A 14,935-nucleotide genomic window follows, 5' to 3' on the forward strand; every position below is an offset into this window, starting at 1 on the left:
AGGAACGCTAGGGCACGCCCGGACGCCCCTGAATGCGTCGAGCGGCGCATGCTGGATGGCCGATCATCCGACCCGTTCCGGGCGAGCGGTCCGACTTATTGACAGGCGTCATTACCCGGCAGAGGATGGGAGCGCTCCCAACAGCCCACTCCCGGGGAGAACCACGTGCACACATTCCTCAGGCGCACCCTGGCGAGCGCCGTCCTGCTCGCCGCCGCCGCCGTCGTCGCGCCACCGGGCGCCCGAGCCGCCGCCCCCGCGGCGCCCACCCGCGTCGACGTCGACGTGCGGGCCGGCCTCGCCACCGTGGCCACCGGCGCGCTCGGCGTCAACCACGCCATCTGGGACACCACGCTCGGCACGCCCGCCGTCTCGGACCTGCTCAAGGACGCCGGTGTGCAGATGCTGCGCTACCCCGGCGGCTCGTACGCCGACATCTACCACTGGCGCGACCACACCGCGCCCGGCGGCTACGTCGCGCCCAACACCGACTTCGACACGTTCATGGCCGCCGCGCAGCGCACCGGCGCCGAGCCGATGATCATCGCGAACTACGGCACCGGCACGGCCCAGGAGGCCGCCGACTGGGTGCGCTACGCCAACGTCACCAAGGGGTACGACGCCACCTACTGGACGATCGGCAACGAGAACTACGGCAACGGCCACTACGGCTCCGCGTGGGAGGCCGACGAGCACGCCGACAAGAGCCCGAAGGAGTACGCGGCGACCGTCGTGGCGTACTCGCAAGCCATGAAGGCCGTCGACCCGTCCATCAAGGTGGGCGCCGTGCTGACCATGCCCGGCAACTGGCCGGACGGCATCGTCGGCGCGGGCGACGAGGGCAGCTGGAACCAGGAGGTCCTGAAGCGGGCCGGCGCGGCCATCGACTTCGTGGACGTGCACTGGTACCCCGGCGGCGCCACCCCCGCCGAGACGCTCACCAAGCCCGAGCACATCGACGACGCCGTGCACCTGCTGCGGCAGCAGATCGACACGTACGCCGGGGAGAACGCCGGGCGCATCGGCATCAGCATGACCGAGACGAACGTCGAGATCGGCCGCAACACCCAGCCCGGCGCGCTGTTCCTGGCCGACGTCTACAGCCAGCTGCTCGCCCAGGGCGTCTTCACGGTGCACTGGTGGAACGTCCACAACGGCATGGGCGAGGTCACCACGGTCGCGGGCGAGACGGACTACGACGACTACGGGCTGCTCTCCAGCGGCAACTGCAACGCCGACAACTCCGTGTGCCAGCCGCCGCTCAACACGCCGTTCGCGCCGTATCACGCGCTCTCGCTGATGGGCGACTTCGCGCGGCCCGGCGACCAGTTCGTCGGCACGGGCAGCGAGGACGCCCTGGTCAGCACCCACGCCGTGCGGCGTCCGAACGGCGACGTCAACGTCCTGCTCGTCAACAAGGACCCCGACGCCGCCCGCACCGTGGCCCTGAACTACCACGGCTTCACGCCCGCCGCCGGCGCGCCCACCGTCGCCACTTTCACCAACGGCGCCGACGCGATCACCACCGCCCGGGCGGGCACCGCGGCGGCGCAGACGCTGCCGCCGTACTCGCTCACACTGCTCACCCTGCACCCGGCCGCCGCCGGAGGCGCCCTGCCGCAGGCCCCGGGCCGGCCCACCGCCACCGTCACCGACCGCACCGCGACGATCTCGTGGCCCGCCGCTGCCGCGGGCGTCAAGTACGAGGTGTACCGGCAGAACGGGGGCGTCAGCGAGCTGCTCGGCGAGACGACCGGCACCTCCCTGACCGTACGGAACCTGGAGCCCGGCCGTCGCTACACCGTCAACGTCCTGGCCCGCAGCGCCGCCGGCCGGCTCTCCGCCGCCTCGCCGCCGCTGACCTTCACCACCGGCACCCCCGCGGGCGCGGCGTGCACGGTGAAGTTCCGCGATACCAACGACTGGGGCAACGGCTTCGTCGGGTCGATCGACATCACCAACAACGCGGCCGGTCCGGTCAGCGGCTGGACGCTGGGCTTCACCTGGCCCACCGGGTGGCAGAGCGTCAGCAGCGGCTGGAGCGCCACCTGGACCCAGAGCGGCCGTGCGGTCCGGGTGACCAGCGACGCCGCCCTCGCGCCCGGCGCGACCACCACGGTCGGGTTCGTCGGCTCCTACAGCGGTCCCAACGTGTTCCCGGCCGTGTTCACCCTCAACGGGACGGTCTGCACGAGCGCCTGACCGGTCAGCGCACGGAAGTCATGGTGGCAGGCACGGCGGCCTCGACGCGATCGCGGCCGCCGTGCTTGGCCTCGTACAGCGCCTCGTCGGCGCGGGCCACGAGCTGCTCCGGGATCTCGTGGCCGTCCCACAGCGCCAGCCCGGCCGAGAACGTCTGCCCGTGCGGGGTGACCGCGCGCATCCGCTCCAGCACGGCGAGCCCGGTCTCCAGCGACTGGCCGACCAGCAGCACCCCGAACTCCTCGCCGCCGTAGCGGGCCAGCAGGTCGCCCGTGCGCAGCTGGTCGCGCCAGGCGGCCGCGGCCTCCTTGAGCAGCCGGTCGCCGGCCGGGTGGCCGAACGTGTCGTTGAACCGCTTGAAGTGGTCGAGGTCCAGCAGCGCGACCGCGACCGGCTCGCCGGACCGCACCGCCTTGGCCATCTCGCGGCTGAGCTCCAGGTCCCACGCGCGCCGGTTGGGCACGCCGGTGAGCGCGTCGTTGTGGGCGAGCGCGCGCAGCTGGGCCGCCTGGTCCTGGATGCGGGAGATCAGGCCCGCCATGCGGGCGAGCACGAGCAGGAACAGCGCGATCGAGCTGAGCCCGATGGCGGACCAGTCGATGCTCGCCGCGCCGGTGAGCCCCTGCACGATCAGCACGACCGGCGCCAGCAGCGACGCGACCGTCAGCAGCGCGAGCCGCCGGGTGGTGAAGCGTTCCGCCCGGTCCGGCGCCACCTCGGAGAGCGCCCGCATCGACGGGTGCAGCGCCGCGGCGCCCCAGAACAGGTACATCGCGATCCAGCCGGCGTCGAGCAGGCCGTCGGTGTAGGTGGTGAACATGTTGACGACCGCGTAGCCGATGTCGCTGACCAGCTGGGCGCCGATCGCGGCGATCAGCAGGCGGTAGCTCGCCGTCCGCGCGCCCGGCGTGGTGACCAGCCGCACCACCATCACCAGCAGCAGCAGGTCCCCCGCCGGGTACGCGAGCGCGACCACCCGCTGCAGCAGCCCGAGCGACTCGTCGGCCGCGATCGGCCGCATGAGGAACGACCAGGACAGCAGCGACAGGCTCACCGACACGATCGCCGCGTCCAGCAGGCCGGCCCGGTCGCGGCCGGAGATGCGGCCCTTGATCAGCCGGTAGGCGCCGATCGCGAACAGCGGATAGGCCAGCAGGTAGGGCCCGTCGGCCGGCGCCGGGAACGTCTCCCAGCCCCACGAGAAGTACTGGAGCTCGTAGACGATGTCGCCGGCCGCCCACATCGCCATCGCGCCCGCGAAGAAGTACCACGGCCCGGCACGACGCGGCCGGTTCCGGCGTACGCCCACCACCACCGCGGCGGCCGCGGCCAGCCCGAAAGCGTTGTAGACCGCCCAGATCCACGGGTTGTCCGACGGCAGCGCCAGATAGATCGCGGCGACCACCCCGCCGACGACCAGCCACCACTGCCACAGCTGCCGACCCCGAAGAAGTTCCACGAGTGATGCCATCGGCCGCCGGCCCGCGAGCATGACGACAGTTTTCAGGGCGTACGTCACAGGCCGCCCGTCATCGGCCGGGAGCGCGCCGCAGCCGTCCGTGCTGGTCGAGCAGCGTCAGCGCGTACGCGTCCGGGACCACGACCTCCGCCGAGGTGAGGTAGCGCTCGTACACCGGCCGCCGCCCGAGCAGCCGCCCGGCCGGGGCCAGCACGCCGAACAGCGCCCGCTGCACCCACGGCGGCGGCGAGGCGAAGACCATGGCGTCGCGGTACGCGTTCGCGGTGACCGCGAGCTGCAGCAGCCGGGGCATCCCCCGCCGGTCCACCAGGCCGTCGCGCACCAGCCCGAACACGGTGACCAGCATGTCCGCGAACCGGTCGCCCGGCGCCATGTCGACGAGCACCTCGGCGGGCTCGTCGCCGACCTGCCACCAGTCGTGCCGTACGCCCGGGGGCACCTCGGCGTCCTCGCCCGGCCCGAGTTCGCGCCGCTCGCCGCCGATCTCGAACCCGACGCGGCCGCGGATGACGTGGAACCGCTCCACCGACTGCGGATGCATGTGCGCGGCCGCCACCCGCCCGCCCGGCGCCACGTACAGATGCCCCACCAGCGACCGGTCGGCCCGCACGGCGGGGTCGCTCAGCATGACGGCGCGTTCCTTGGTGGCCGGGTTCTCGAAGACGTGACCGAGCCGGCCGGCGCCGGCGACCTCGGGCCGGATGGACACGGCTGCCTCCCCGGGTGCGGTGGACCCCTTGCCCTTCGAGGATGAGCCCGCGGCCCGTCCGGCGCTGTCGGGAGCCGGTCAGCGGGCTCAGTCGGCCGGGGGCACGCCGATCTCGGACTCGCTGACCCGGGTGGGCTCGAGCACCCGGTGCAGGAACTCGCGGGTGCGCTCCTCGCGCGGGCTGCCGAACACCTGGGCGGGCGGCCCCTGTTCGACGATCACGCCGCCGTCCATGAAGACGACGCGCGAGGCGACCTCGCGGGCGAACGCCATCTCGTGGGTGACCACGAGCATCGTCATGCCCTCGGCGGCCAGGCCCCGCATGACCGCGAGGACCTCGCCGACCAGCTCCGGGTCCAGCGCGCTGGTCGGCTCGTCGAACAGCATCAGCCGCGGGTCCATCGCGAGCGCGCGGGCGATGGCGACGCGCTGCTGCTGCCCGCCGGAGAGCTGTGCGGGGTACGCGTCCGCCTTGTCGGTGAGCCCCACCCGGGCCAGGTTCGCCGACGCGACGCGGTTCGCCTCGGCGCGGCCCCGCCCGAGCACGCGGCGCTGGGCGATGGTGACGTTCTCCCGTACGGTCAGATGCCCGAACAGGTTGAACTGCTGGAACACCATGCCGATCCCCCGGCGTACGGCGTCGATGTCGCAGTCCGGATCGGTGACCTCGACCCCCGCCACCCGGATCGACCCGCTTGTCGGCTCCTCGAGCAGGTTGACGCAGCGCAGCAGCGTGGACTTGCCGGAGCCGGACGGCCCGATGACGCAGACCACCTCGCCGGGCTCGACCGCCAGGTCGATGCCGCGCAGCACCTCCAGCTTGCCGAACGACTTGTGCAGGCCGGCGATCTCGATGGTGGACATCCCGGTCACCTCTCCCTCCCGGCCCGGCGCTCGAGCCCGCGCACGACCTGCGACAGCGGCAGGGTGATCACCAGGTAGAGCAGCCCGGCCACCACGAGCGGCGTCGGGTTGACCCGCGTGTTGAGCGCGTCGCCGGCGAACTTGGTGAGCTCGACCGTCGACGAGGTGACGCCCAGCACGTACACCAGCGAGGTGTCCTTGGTCAGCAGGATGATCTCGTTGGTCAGCGGCGGGATCACGATGCGGAACGCCTGCGGCAGAACGATCGAGACCATCGCGCGCGGATGCGACATGCCCAGCGTGCGGGCCGCCTCGAGCTGGCCCTTGGGCACGGCCTGGATGCCGGCGCGCAGGGTCTCGGCCATGTACGCCGCGGCCGTCAGCCCCAGGCCGACGGTGACCGAGCCGTAGACGCCGCCGGGGATCTCGCGGTCGGGGAAGGCCAGCGGGACGCCGTAGCCGATCATGAAGAGGACCAGCAGCGCGGGCAGGCCGCGGAACAGCTCGATGTAGGCGGTGGCGAACCAGCGGTACGGCAGGATCGTCGACAGCCGCATCAGCGCGAGCACGAGCCCGAGCGTCAGGCCGAACACGAACGCCAGCAGCGTGTAGACGATGGTGTTCCGCAGCGCGATGGTGATCGCCTCGGGGAACATGCTGCCGGCGACGTCGGTCCGGAAGAACGCGTCCGACAGCCGGCCCCAGTCCGCGGCGGCCAGCACCGCGACGATCGCCAGGACGAACACGACGTAGCCGGCGACGCGGACGATGCGGCGCCGCCGGCGGGGAGTGAGCTTCATGGGTCAGGCGGCCGGCTTCGCGCCGATCCACTCCGCGTAGATCTTGTCGTACGTGCCGTCGGTGCGCGCCGCCGCGATGGCGTCGTTCACGGCCTTGAGCAGGTCGGCGTTGCCCTTCTTCACGGCGAAGCCGTACTGCTCGCCGGTGTCGAAGCCGGCCGCGACCACCACCTTGCCGGGGTTGGCCTTGATGTACTCGTTCCACACCGGCAGGTCGTTGACGGCGGCCACCACCTGGTTGGTGGCGAGCGCCTGCTGCAGGGCGGCGAGGTCGCGGAACGAGACCACCTCGACCTTGAGGCCCTTCTGCTTGACCTGGGCGTTGACGTACTCCTCGCCGGTCGTGCCGCCCTGCACGCCCAGACGCTTGCCGGCCAGCTCCTCGAGGGTCTTGACCTCCTTGCCGGTCTGCGTGGCCAGCGCCTGGGTGGCGTCGAAGTACGGCTCGGAGAAGTCGAGCACCTTCTTGCGCTCGTCGGTGATCGTCATGCCCGCCGCGGCCACGTCGCACTTGCCCGAGTTGAGGTCGGCGCCGCTCTTGATGCCCTCGAACGGCGTGTCGACGATCTCCTGCTTGACCCCGAGCTTCGCGGCGACCAGGTCGATCAGCGCGACGTCGAAGCCGACGACCTTGCCGCTCGCGTCCTTCGACTGGAAGGGGGCGTACGGCAGGTGCGTGCACGTGGTCAGCACCCCGGCCTTGACCAGCGCCACGCCGCTCTCGGTGCTGCCGCCGGTGTCGTCCTTGGCGCAGCCCGCGACGGCGCCGATCGCCAGCGCCGCGGCGGCCGCCAGACCGGCCAGTCCTCGTACGTTCATGCTTCTCTCCCCGGTCGATCGGCCGCGATCATGTCAGGTTAGACGACCGCTCCCTATGTCGGCCGTCACACGACCATCGACATATGTCTTTCGGCCGATCTTTCTCCCGGATTCGTGCCATCGGGGGCCGACCTCACAGGAACCTCACATCCGTCTCCTTTGGATGGTCCCCGCAACGGCCGCTCCCTCATCGGCCGCCCGACCGGAAGGACCCCATGACCGATCCGTCGAAGCACCGCCGCCGGCGCTCGCGCCTGATGACGTACGGCGCCGTGGCCGCGGCGCTGGCCCTGACCGCCGCCGGCGTGGGGGTGGCGCAGGCCGCCGCCACCCCGCCGCCGGTGTCGTTCGTCGCCGCGACCCCGCAGGTGACCGCCGAGCGCTACGACTACGGCGACGGCGAGGTGTACTTCTCGTTCGACCTCGGCCTGCACGTGATCGCCGGCAAGGACCCGCTGGAGATCTGGGCCCGCCGCGCCGGCTACGACAAGCCGATCGTGGCCGAGCGGACCGTGGTGCAGAACGGCAAGAAGAAGAAGGTCGCGCTGCCGGCCGGGCTGGTCACCGACTTCACCGGCCTCAAGGACTTCACCACGATCTCGATCGCCGACGAGGCCGGCAAGGTCGTCACCGAGTACAAGACCCCGTTCTGCGGCAACACGTGGTCGTCGGCGCGCACCCGCCCCGACGCCCCCGCCACCACCCCGTACCCGACCAGCTGCGGCGGGGACAACCCGTTCACGCTCGGCGCCGTCTGGGGCGTGCAGGCCGGCTGGGACGCCGCGGTCCTCGACCAGCCCGGGTCCGGCCGGGGCGACTCGTTCGACCTGCCGGTGGGCAAGTACACCGCCACCGCCACCGTCAACCCGGCGTACCGCGAGCTGCTCGGCATCCCCGCGGAGCAGGGCACCGCGAAGGTCGAGGTGACCGTCGTGGACGCCGAGATCGACAAGGCCGGGCTGGCCCGGATCAAGGCCGCGGACGCGGGCCCCGCCGCGCAGGCCGACGAGCACTCGATCCACAGCGCCGAGGGCGACGCGAAGCGGCAGGTCTCCGCGCACGTGCCGGAGCTGCGCGCCCCCGCCAAGCGGCCCACCCCGCTCAAGGCCACCCCGACCGGCGGCCCGCGGCCCGACCTGCGCTCGCTGCCGGCGTGGGACATCTCGCTGTCGCAGGAGGACGGCAAGGCGTACGTGAACTTCGGCGCCACCGTCTGGAACGCGGGCACCTCGCCGCTGCTGGTCGACGGGTTCCGCCGCAGCGGCACCGAGCTGATGGACGCGTACCAGTACTTCTTCGACGCCAAGGGCAACCAGGTGGGCAGCCGTCCCGCCGGCACCATGGAGTGGGACCCGCGCGAGGGCCACAAGCACTGGCACTTCACCGACTTCGCGCAGTACAACCTGCTCGACTCGACCCAGAAGCTCGCCGTACGCAGCGGCAAGGAGGCGTTCTGCCTGGCCAACACCGACGCGGTCGACTTCACCATCCCGGGCGCGAAGTGGCGGCCGGAGAACACCGACCTGTCCACCTCGTGCGGCGCGAACACCGTCGTCGCCGTGCGTGAGGTGCTCGACATCGGCAACGGCGACACGTACAGCCAGTTCCGGCCGGGCCAGTCGTTCGAGATCACCGACCTGCCCAACGGCACCTACTACATCCAGGTGCTGGCCAACCCGTCGAACAAGCTGGCCGAGCTCGACACGAAGAACAACTCGGCGCTGCGCGAGATCGTCCTCGGCGGCACCCCCGAGGCCCGCACGCTGACCGTCCCGCCCGTGCACGGCATCGACGGCTGAGCCCGGCCCGGGTGTCCCGGTCGCCCGCGCGGGCCCGGGACACCCGGCACGGCAACTGTCAGAGAGTCTCGCGGTAGCTTGCCGCGTCAGCTTCGGCAGTGTCCGACGGCTTTCTCACGGTGACCGGCTTGCCGTGGCCGGTCAGCTTGGTGGTGTAAACGTCGTGCGGAACCTTCAGCCCGAGCGACGCATACTCCACCGTGACCGCGGTCACCCACCCCGCGCCGCCGGTGGTGGCCTTGAAGTGGATACGTTCCGGGGCCGTGGACCCCGAGTGCAGGTAGGCGGGACCGACCGGCAACGACGTCACATGCCCTGCCGGGTGGACGTCGAACTCCCCCTGGAACGCGTTCGGACCCGTCCGGCTCACCTTCCCGCCGGCGGCACGTTCGGCGAAGGCGCCCAGCCCGGAGGGATCCTTCAGATCGACCCGCCAGGGGCTGTCCTCGGCCAGCTTCCGCTGGTACATATGGATCCACTCGTCGCCGGCGGCGCTGCGCATCCAGTCGTTGCTACCGATGAGGATCTCGTCGTGGTACGGGTTCGCCTCAGGACCACCGGTGACCCGCAAGTTGTAGCGCAGTTTGCCACCTTGCGGATCGAAGACGCCGCCGGCCCGGTGGACGTCGCCGTCTTTGGTCCTCCCCACGACCGTGAAGGTGAAGCTTGCGGCCGCCGTCCTTCGGATGGCCGCAATCAGCTCCGGGGAGGCGTCGGCGTCCGGCGCCGACGCGCTCGGCACCGGCTCCGGCGAGGGGGCCGGCTTCGCCGACGTACACCCGGCCAGCAGCAGGAACGCCAAGCAGGTCGCTCCGAGTCTGCCCATGAACATCGCCGATCCCCATTCCTCGCGTCGATCAACGGCGAGGACACGATAGATGGCCGTCAGTCCACCGTGAGCTCCAGGATCGCCCCGGCTCGAAAAGCACGGGCAACAGGTGGCACAGGTGGGCGGGCCGAGCAGGGCATGGCGGCCGGGACCGAGGCGCCACCATCACCCGGAGGTGACGCCGGTCAGGGCGTCTCGTTGCCGTGCTCGTCGAGCTTGTGCTTGCTCCAGTACTTGTCCCACTCGTCGTCGACGTGGCGGGGCTCCTTGCCGGCCGGGAAACGCACGTAGCCGACCGGGGGTTCCTCGCCCTCCGGCACGCAGGCCCGCCCGGTGAGGCTGTCCACCGCCGCGACCGGGTACTCGCCGGAGCCGCAGATCGCCTCGCGCAACGAGCAGCCCCCGGCGAGCCCGCCGGCGAGGGTGGCGGTGAGGACGACGTACGGGATCCGGCGCAGCACCATGCGGGAAAGTGTGGCCGACACCGCGGCCCGCTCAGCTCGCCGGGGTCTTGAACGGGTCGTGCTCGTTGAGCAGCTTGTCGATGCGGGCCTGGTCGACGCGGCGGACGACGGTGCCGACCTCCTGGGCGTCGCGGATCGTCTTGGCGAGCGTGAACGCGGACGTGACCACGTACGCGAGCCCGAGTCCGAGGAAGGCGCGGATCCAGCCGCCGACGGGCAGATAGAAGATCCCGGCGGCCAGACCGAACAGGGCGAGGGCGAAGGAGGCGGCCGCCTGCACGTAGAACGCGGCAGTGACTTTGGGTGCGGCAGGAATGTCCATGGCGCTCATCGTCGGCCGGGCGGCGATCGATCCGCGTGAGTGCCGGTACTCATTCCGCCGCGGCGGCCACGCGGAACGAGCCCTTGCCGGACCCCTTGGCGGCGTACATGGCGTCGTCGGCCTTCTTGAGCAACGCCGAGGCGTCCCGCTCGTCGCCGCCGGCCACGGCCACCCCCACGCTTGCCTGCACCCGCACCTGTTCACCGCCGGTCAGCCGGCAGGACGCGCCGACCGCCTCGACGATGCGGTCCGCCACCACGGTGATGCGCTCGCGGGGCAGCCCGTCGAGCAGCACGGCGAACTCGTCGCCGCCCAGCCGGGCCACCACGTCCTCCGGGCGTACGCACGCTCGCAGCCGCGCCGCGGTCTCCACCAGCACGGCGTCGCCGGCGGCATGCCCGTACGAGTCGTTTACCGGTTTGAAGTCGTCGAGGTCGATCAGCAGGACGCCCGTGCCGCCGTCGCCCGCGCGCAGGGCGTCGCCGAGGTGGTCGAGGAAGAACGCGCGGTTGCCGAGCCCGGTGAGACTGTCGGTGAACGCCATGCTGTGCAGGCGCGCCGCGAGCATGTCGCGCTGCCGGAGCAGGTTCGCGTTGTCGACGAACGCGGTGAGCTGCCGGACCACGACGATGCCGGTGATGGCGGCGACGCCCGCGACCGCAACCCACGCGCGCAGGTCGAGCCCGTGCACGGCCAGCGTGATGACCAGCAGGGCGAAGGTCGCCACCAGAGCCGCGTACGGCAGCAGGCTGAACGGCCGCTTGCCGGCGGCGTCGCGCTTGCGCGGGGCGCTGTCCGCCGAGCGGTGCTGGGCCCAGGTGACGATCGTCAGCATCGCGTGCGAGCACAGGGTCAGCGTGAAGATCAGGGTCGAGCGGCCGTCGCGGACCAGCTCGGGGCCGAGCGCGCGGGCCAGCGCCTCCACCGCGGCGGCGAAGGGGCCGACCACGCCGATGTGCCAGCGGAACGGCGCGGCGCCGCTGAGGAACAGCCGGCACACGGCGAACGCCGTCAGCATGGCCACGACCGGCCCGGTCGCCACCACGACGAGGTCGTGCGCCACGACCGACGTCGACACCGTGCAGTACAGCCCGTAGACGCCGGCCGCGGTCACCACCGTCGCCAGGTCGAGCAGGTAGCAGAGCCGCTCCCGCGCCGACCGGTGCGGGATGGGGTAGGTCAGGACGACCACGACGATCACGGCGCACCCGAGCGCGAGCGCGGCCGTCCGCAGCGTTCCCGTGCCGGTCAGCGACGCCACGTCGAACGGCGCGCCCGCGGCGGTCGCGACCTGCGCCCACTCCCCCGCGGCGAAGATCCCGCTCGCGACCGCCAGCGCGATCCAGAACCGGCGGCGCGGATCGTCCGGCGCCATCTGCCGGCCGGCCCGGTACGCGTGGTACGACATGAGCGACGCGAACACGGCGACCGCCAGCCAGCAGGCGACCACCTGCAGCCGCAGCCCGGCCGAGGTCGCCAGGCACCAGCCTGCCAGCGCGGCGGTGACCACGGTGACGGCCGCGGGCAGCGCGAGGCGCGTGCCGAGCCCGCCGGCCGTCCGCCGCATACGCACCTCGTCCCTGATCCGCCCGATGCCCCTTCGACTGTTATCGGCCGACCGGCCGCAGGGTTGAGCCCGAGGCGGCCGCCGACGGTGCGCGCCGGGCGTGGGTGCGATGCACCCTCCCAGTCCGGGCGCCGGCCGAGCAGGGTGGAGGCATGGCAACCGAGACACACCCGTACGTCGGCATGTGGGTGACCGCGGACGACCACATCCGGCAGGAACTGCTGCCCACCGGGCGGTACGACGAGGCGCGCGGCACACGGCGCAGCGCGTACACCGGCCGCTACGAGGTGCGCGGCGCCGACATCCGCTACTGGGACGACACCGGCTTCACCGCCGGCGGCCGCTTCGACGGCGACGTGCTGCACCACGGCGGCTACCTGTTCTACCGCGAGGGCAGCCCCGCCCACCGGCAGGCCCGGACCGCCTCGAGCTAGCGGCCGGCCTCGGCGCTCACCCCGGGCTGCAGGAACTCGACCCGGGCGCCGGTCAGCAGCGGGTCCTTGCGGGCGTGGAACCGGCGCACGTGCTCGGCGTCCTCGTGCGCCTGGAACGCCTCCCGGTCGCGGTACACCTCGTAGAAGATCCGGGCCAGCGGCTCGTCGGCCACCGCGTGGGTCGCGTACGTCAGCGTGCCCGGCTCCTTCTCCGCGATGGCGCTCACCACCTCGGCGGTCAGCTCGTCGAACCGCCGGGCCGCGGCGAGGTCTCGGCAGTCGAAGCGAACAACCAGCGCGAACATGGCTCCCACCCTATGCCTGTACTCTTGCCCGAATGCAAGCATCGGGAGCGCGCCCCTCCGGCCGCTGATCGACAGCCACGCGGCTCGCCCGTGGACGGAAGGCGGGACACGACATGGCGGTTTCCGGGCAGGCGGCCGACGAGGACCTGCGGGCGGTGTTCGGGGAGTCGATCGCCGTGTTCGCGTCGCTCACCGGGCCGGGCCACGTGGTCGAAACCGCGAACCCCGCGTTCTTCGCCGCCGTCGGCCGGCAGCGCACCGACGCCGGCGCCCCGCTGGCCGAGCTGATGCCCGACCTGGCCGGCCAGGGCTTTCTCGCGCTGCTCGACCAGGTCTACCGCACCGGCGAGCCCTGCACCGGCCGCGACGTGCGGATCGTGCTGGGCGCCGGCCCGAGCGCGCGCGAGGCGTTCTTCGACTTCACCTACGAGCCGCGCCGCGACGCCGGCGGCGCGGTGACCGGCATCCGCGTGATCGGCGTGGAGACCACCCAGGTCCGGCACGCCCAGCGGCTGATGGCCGAGCACCGCGCCCTGCTCGAGGAGATCGCCCGGCAGGCGCCGCTGGGCGAGGTGCTCGACGGCATGGCCCGCAGCATCGAGAGGCTGGCCCCGCAGGAGGTGCTCGTCTCGGTGCTGCTCGCCGACCCCGACGGCGCGCACCTGCGGCACGGCGCCGCGCCCAGCCTGCCGGAGTTCTACAACGAGGCGATCGACGGGATCGCGACCGGCGAGGGCGTCGGCTCCTGCGGCACCGCCGCCCACCGCCGGGAGCCGGTGATCGTCACCGACATCGCCACCGACCCGTTCTGGACCGACTTCCGCGACCTGGCCGGGCGGGCCGGGCTCGCGGCCTGCTGGTCGACGCCGATCCTCGGTCGCGACGGCAGCCTGCTGGGCACCTTCGCCATGTACCACCGCACCCCGCGGGTCCCGCAGGACGCCGACCTCGCGCTCGCCCGGATCTTCACCGGCACCGCGGCGCTGGCCGTCGAACGTCACCACATCGAGCAGGAGAAGGCGGCCGCCGAGGCCCGCGCCAAGGCGGCCAACGAGGAGCTGGCCACGGCGGTGCGCGCCGAGCAGAAGCTGCGCGCCGAGGCCGAGCAGCGGGCCACGGCCGCCGCGGAGCTCGCCGGCCGGATGCGTGCCGCCGCGGCCGCGCAGGCGACCAGGCCGCACCCCGAGCGCTGCGAGCTCGGCGGCGCGGCCGGGTGCTCCGAACCGGCCGAGGTCAAGATCGCCGACTCGTGGGGCGACGCGGCGTGGGGCTGCCCGGCGCACGTCGAGGAGGCGATCATCAACGTACGGTCGGTCTTCATCGCCAGCGAGGAGCTCGGCGGGCTGGCCGCCTACGTCAACCGCTGACCCCGGCCGCGCGTCTCAGCGCACCCGCTCCGCGCTGAACTGCATGCGCGGGTGGGCGTAGAACTCCTGCGCCGGCACCAGCTGCAGCTCGCGCTCGCCGGAGCGGTAGGTGAGCTCGATCAGGTCGAAGACGCTGGAGGCCGTACGCTCCAGCGCCACCGCGGCGTCCTTGGTGGCGACGTAGTGGGCCGTGAACAGCGCGGCCGTGACGTCACCGGACCCGTTGGCCTTGAACGGCAGGTGCGGGGTGCGCACGATCCAGCCGCCGGCGTCGTCCACGACCAGCATCTCGATCGTGCCCTCCTCGCGGTCGGGGCGCTCCACGCTCGTGACCAGCACCGTCGAGGGACCCATGGCGCGGGCCAGGTCGACCGAGGCGAGCGTCGACTCGATGCTCGCCGGCTCGGTGCCGGTCAGATAGCCCAGCTCGAACTGGTTGGGGGTGATGATGTCGGCGACCGGCACCACCCGGTCGCGCAGCAGGTCGGGGATCTCCGGCGCGACGAAGCACCCGGACCTGGCGTTGCCCATGACCGGGTCGCACGCGTAGACCGCCGCGGGGTTGGCGGCCTTCACCCGGCGCACGGCGTCGACGATGACGTCGCCGATGCCGACCCCGCCCTGGTATCCGGAGAGCACCGCGTCGATCTGCGGGAACACTCCCCGCTCCTCCACGCCCAGCAGCACCTCGGCCACGTCGGCGGGCGGGATGAGCGGCCCGCGCCAGGCCCCGTAACCGGTGTGGTTGGAGAAGTTGACCGTGAGAACCGGGACGACCTCGACGCCGATGCGCTGCAGCGGGAACACCGCCGCCGAGTTCCCGACGTGGCCGTGGGCGACCGCCGACTGGATGGACAAGACCTTCATCCCACCAGCCTAGAGACCCGGGGGCGCCTCCCGCTGGGCAGAAGCCCGCTTGGGCGGCCCGTCCGGGCGGAGGGACAGTCGGCGCAACGCGCAGCTCAGGTTCCAGG

General features: G+C 72.4%; 15 protein-coding genes. 4 read left to right on the forward strand and 11 right to left on the reverse strand.

Translation table 11 applies throughout. From position 1 onward, the window contains the following. Positions 1 to 165: 165 nt before the first annotated feature. Entirely contained in the window at positions 166 to 2,202 is a 2,037-nt protein-coding gene (locus ACSNN8_RS24285) for a cellulose binding domain-containing protein (protein ID WP_436651735.1), read from the forward strand. Positions 2,203 to 2,206: 4 nt separating this feature from the next. On the opposite strand, the gene ACSNN8_RS24290 is transcribed toward ACSNN8_RS24285, so the two are convergent. From ACSNN8_RS24290 to ACSNN8_RS24310, 5 genes are all read right to left on the reverse strand, one after another. Continuing rightward, on the reverse strand, positions 2,207 to 3,661 hold the full coding sequence (locus tag ACSNN8_RS24290; protein ID WP_436651737.1) for a GGDEF domain-containing protein: 1,455 nt from the start codon (positions 3,659 to 3,661) through the stop codon (positions 2,207 to 2,209). Between the two features lie 70 nt (positions 3,662 to 3,731). Next, positions 3,732 to 4,391, reverse strand: a complete 660-nt coding sequence (locus ACSNN8_RS24295) for a cupin domain-containing protein (RefSeq protein ID WP_436651739.1) — start codon at positions 4,389 to 4,391, stop codon at positions 3,732 to 3,734. 87 nt (positions 4,392 to 4,478) lie between these two features. Further along, positions 4,479 to 5,255, reverse strand: coding sequence for an amino acid ABC transporter ATP-binding protein (locus ACSNN8_RS24300; protein WP_436651741.1), 777 nt, complete (start codon positions 5,253 to 5,255; stop codon positions 4,479 to 4,481). Between the two features lie 5 nt (positions 5,256 to 5,260). Then, a complete protein-coding gene (locus ACSNN8_RS24305; RefSeq protein ID WP_436651743.1) occupies positions 5,261 to 6,055 on the reverse strand; it encodes an amino acid ABC transporter permease in 795 nt (264 codons plus the stop codon). A 3-nt stretch (positions 6,056 to 6,058) separates the two neighbouring features. Beyond that, positions 6,059 to 6,874, reverse strand: a complete 816-nt coding sequence (locus ACSNN8_RS24310; protein WP_436651744.1) for a transporter substrate-binding domain-containing protein — start codon at positions 6,872 to 6,874, stop codon at positions 6,059 to 6,061. A 215-nt stretch (positions 6,875 to 7,089) separates the two neighbouring features. Between ACSNN8_RS24310 and ACSNN8_RS24315 the strand changes: the two genes are divergently transcribed. Continuing rightward, positions 7,090 to 8,673 carry a lysyl oxidase family protein gene (locus ACSNN8_RS24315; RefSeq protein WP_436651746.1) on the forward strand — a complete coding sequence of 528 codons (1,584 nt, stop codon included), beginning with the start codon at positions 7,090 to 7,092 and terminating at the stop codon, positions 8,671 to 8,673. A gap of 58 nt (positions 8,674 to 8,731) precedes the next feature. On the opposite strand, the gene ACSNN8_RS24320 is transcribed toward ACSNN8_RS24315, so the two are convergent. The 4 genes from ACSNN8_RS24320 to ACSNN8_RS24335 all read right to left on the reverse strand — a co-directional run bounded on the left by ACSNN8_RS24320 (position 8,732) and on the right by ACSNN8_RS24335 (position 11,855). Continuing rightward, a complete protein-coding gene (locus ACSNN8_RS24320; protein WP_436651748.1) occupies positions 8,732 to 9,475 on the reverse strand; it encodes a hypothetical protein in 744 nt (247 codons plus the stop codon). 212 nt (positions 9,476 to 9,687) lie between these two features. Further along, positions 9,688 to 9,966: an SCO0607 family lipoprotein gene (locus ACSNN8_RS24325; RefSeq protein ID WP_436651750.1), complete on the reverse strand. Its 279-nt coding sequence runs from the start codon at positions 9,964 to 9,966 to the stop codon at positions 9,688 to 9,690. 31 nt (positions 9,967 to 9,997) lie between these two features. Beyond that, positions 9,998 to 10,288, reverse strand: coding sequence for a YiaA/YiaB family inner membrane protein (locus tag ACSNN8_RS24330; protein WP_436651752.1), 291 nt, complete (start codon positions 10,286 to 10,288; stop codon positions 9,998 to 10,000). A 49-nt stretch (positions 10,289 to 10,337) separates the two neighbouring features. After that, complete coding sequence (locus ACSNN8_RS24335) at positions 10,338 to 11,855, reverse strand: diguanylate cyclase (RefSeq protein ID WP_436651754.1); 1,518 nt, start codon at positions 11,853 to 11,855, stop codon at positions 10,338 to 10,340. A 152-nt stretch (positions 11,856 to 12,007) separates the two neighbouring features. Between ACSNN8_RS24335 and ACSNN8_RS24340 the strand changes: the two genes are divergently transcribed. Next, on the forward strand, positions 12,008 to 12,289 hold the full coding sequence (locus tag ACSNN8_RS24340; protein ID WP_436651756.1) for an Atu4866 domain-containing protein: 282 nt from the start codon (positions 12,008 to 12,010) through the stop codon (positions 12,287 to 12,289). Here the strand turns inward: ACSNN8_RS24340 and ACSNN8_RS24345 are convergent. Continuing rightward, positions 12,286 to 12,594 (reverse strand): putative quinol monooxygenase, encoded by a 309-nt coding sequence (locus tag ACSNN8_RS24345; protein ID WP_436651758.1) that lies wholly within the window; start codon positions 12,592 to 12,594, stop codon positions 12,286 to 12,288. The two genes, ACSNN8_RS24340 and ACSNN8_RS24345, sit on opposite strands and share 4 nt — an antisense overlap. 113 nt (positions 12,595 to 12,707) lie before the next feature. On the opposite strand from ACSNN8_RS24345, the gene ACSNN8_RS24350 reads away from it, so the two are divergent. Next, positions 12,708 to 13,961: a GAF domain-containing protein gene (locus ACSNN8_RS24350; RefSeq protein ID WP_436651759.1), complete on the forward strand. Its 1,254-nt coding sequence runs from the start codon at positions 12,708 to 12,710 to the stop codon at positions 13,959 to 13,961. 15 nt (positions 13,962 to 13,976) lie between these two features. Here ACSNN8_RS24350 and pdxY read toward each other — a convergent pair whose 3' ends face one another. Further along, a complete protein-coding gene (gene pdxY / locus ACSNN8_RS24355; RefSeq protein ID WP_436651760.1) occupies positions 13,977 to 14,828 on the reverse strand; it encodes a pyridoxal kinase PdxY in 852 nt (283 codons plus the stop codon). Between the last annotated feature and the right edge of the window lie 107 nt (positions 14,829 to 14,935).

Source organism: Actinoplanes sp. URMC 104, from assembly GCF_051386375.1.
GTDB lineage: Bacteria > Actinomycetota > Actinomycetes > Mycobacteriales > Micromonosporaceae > Actinoplanes.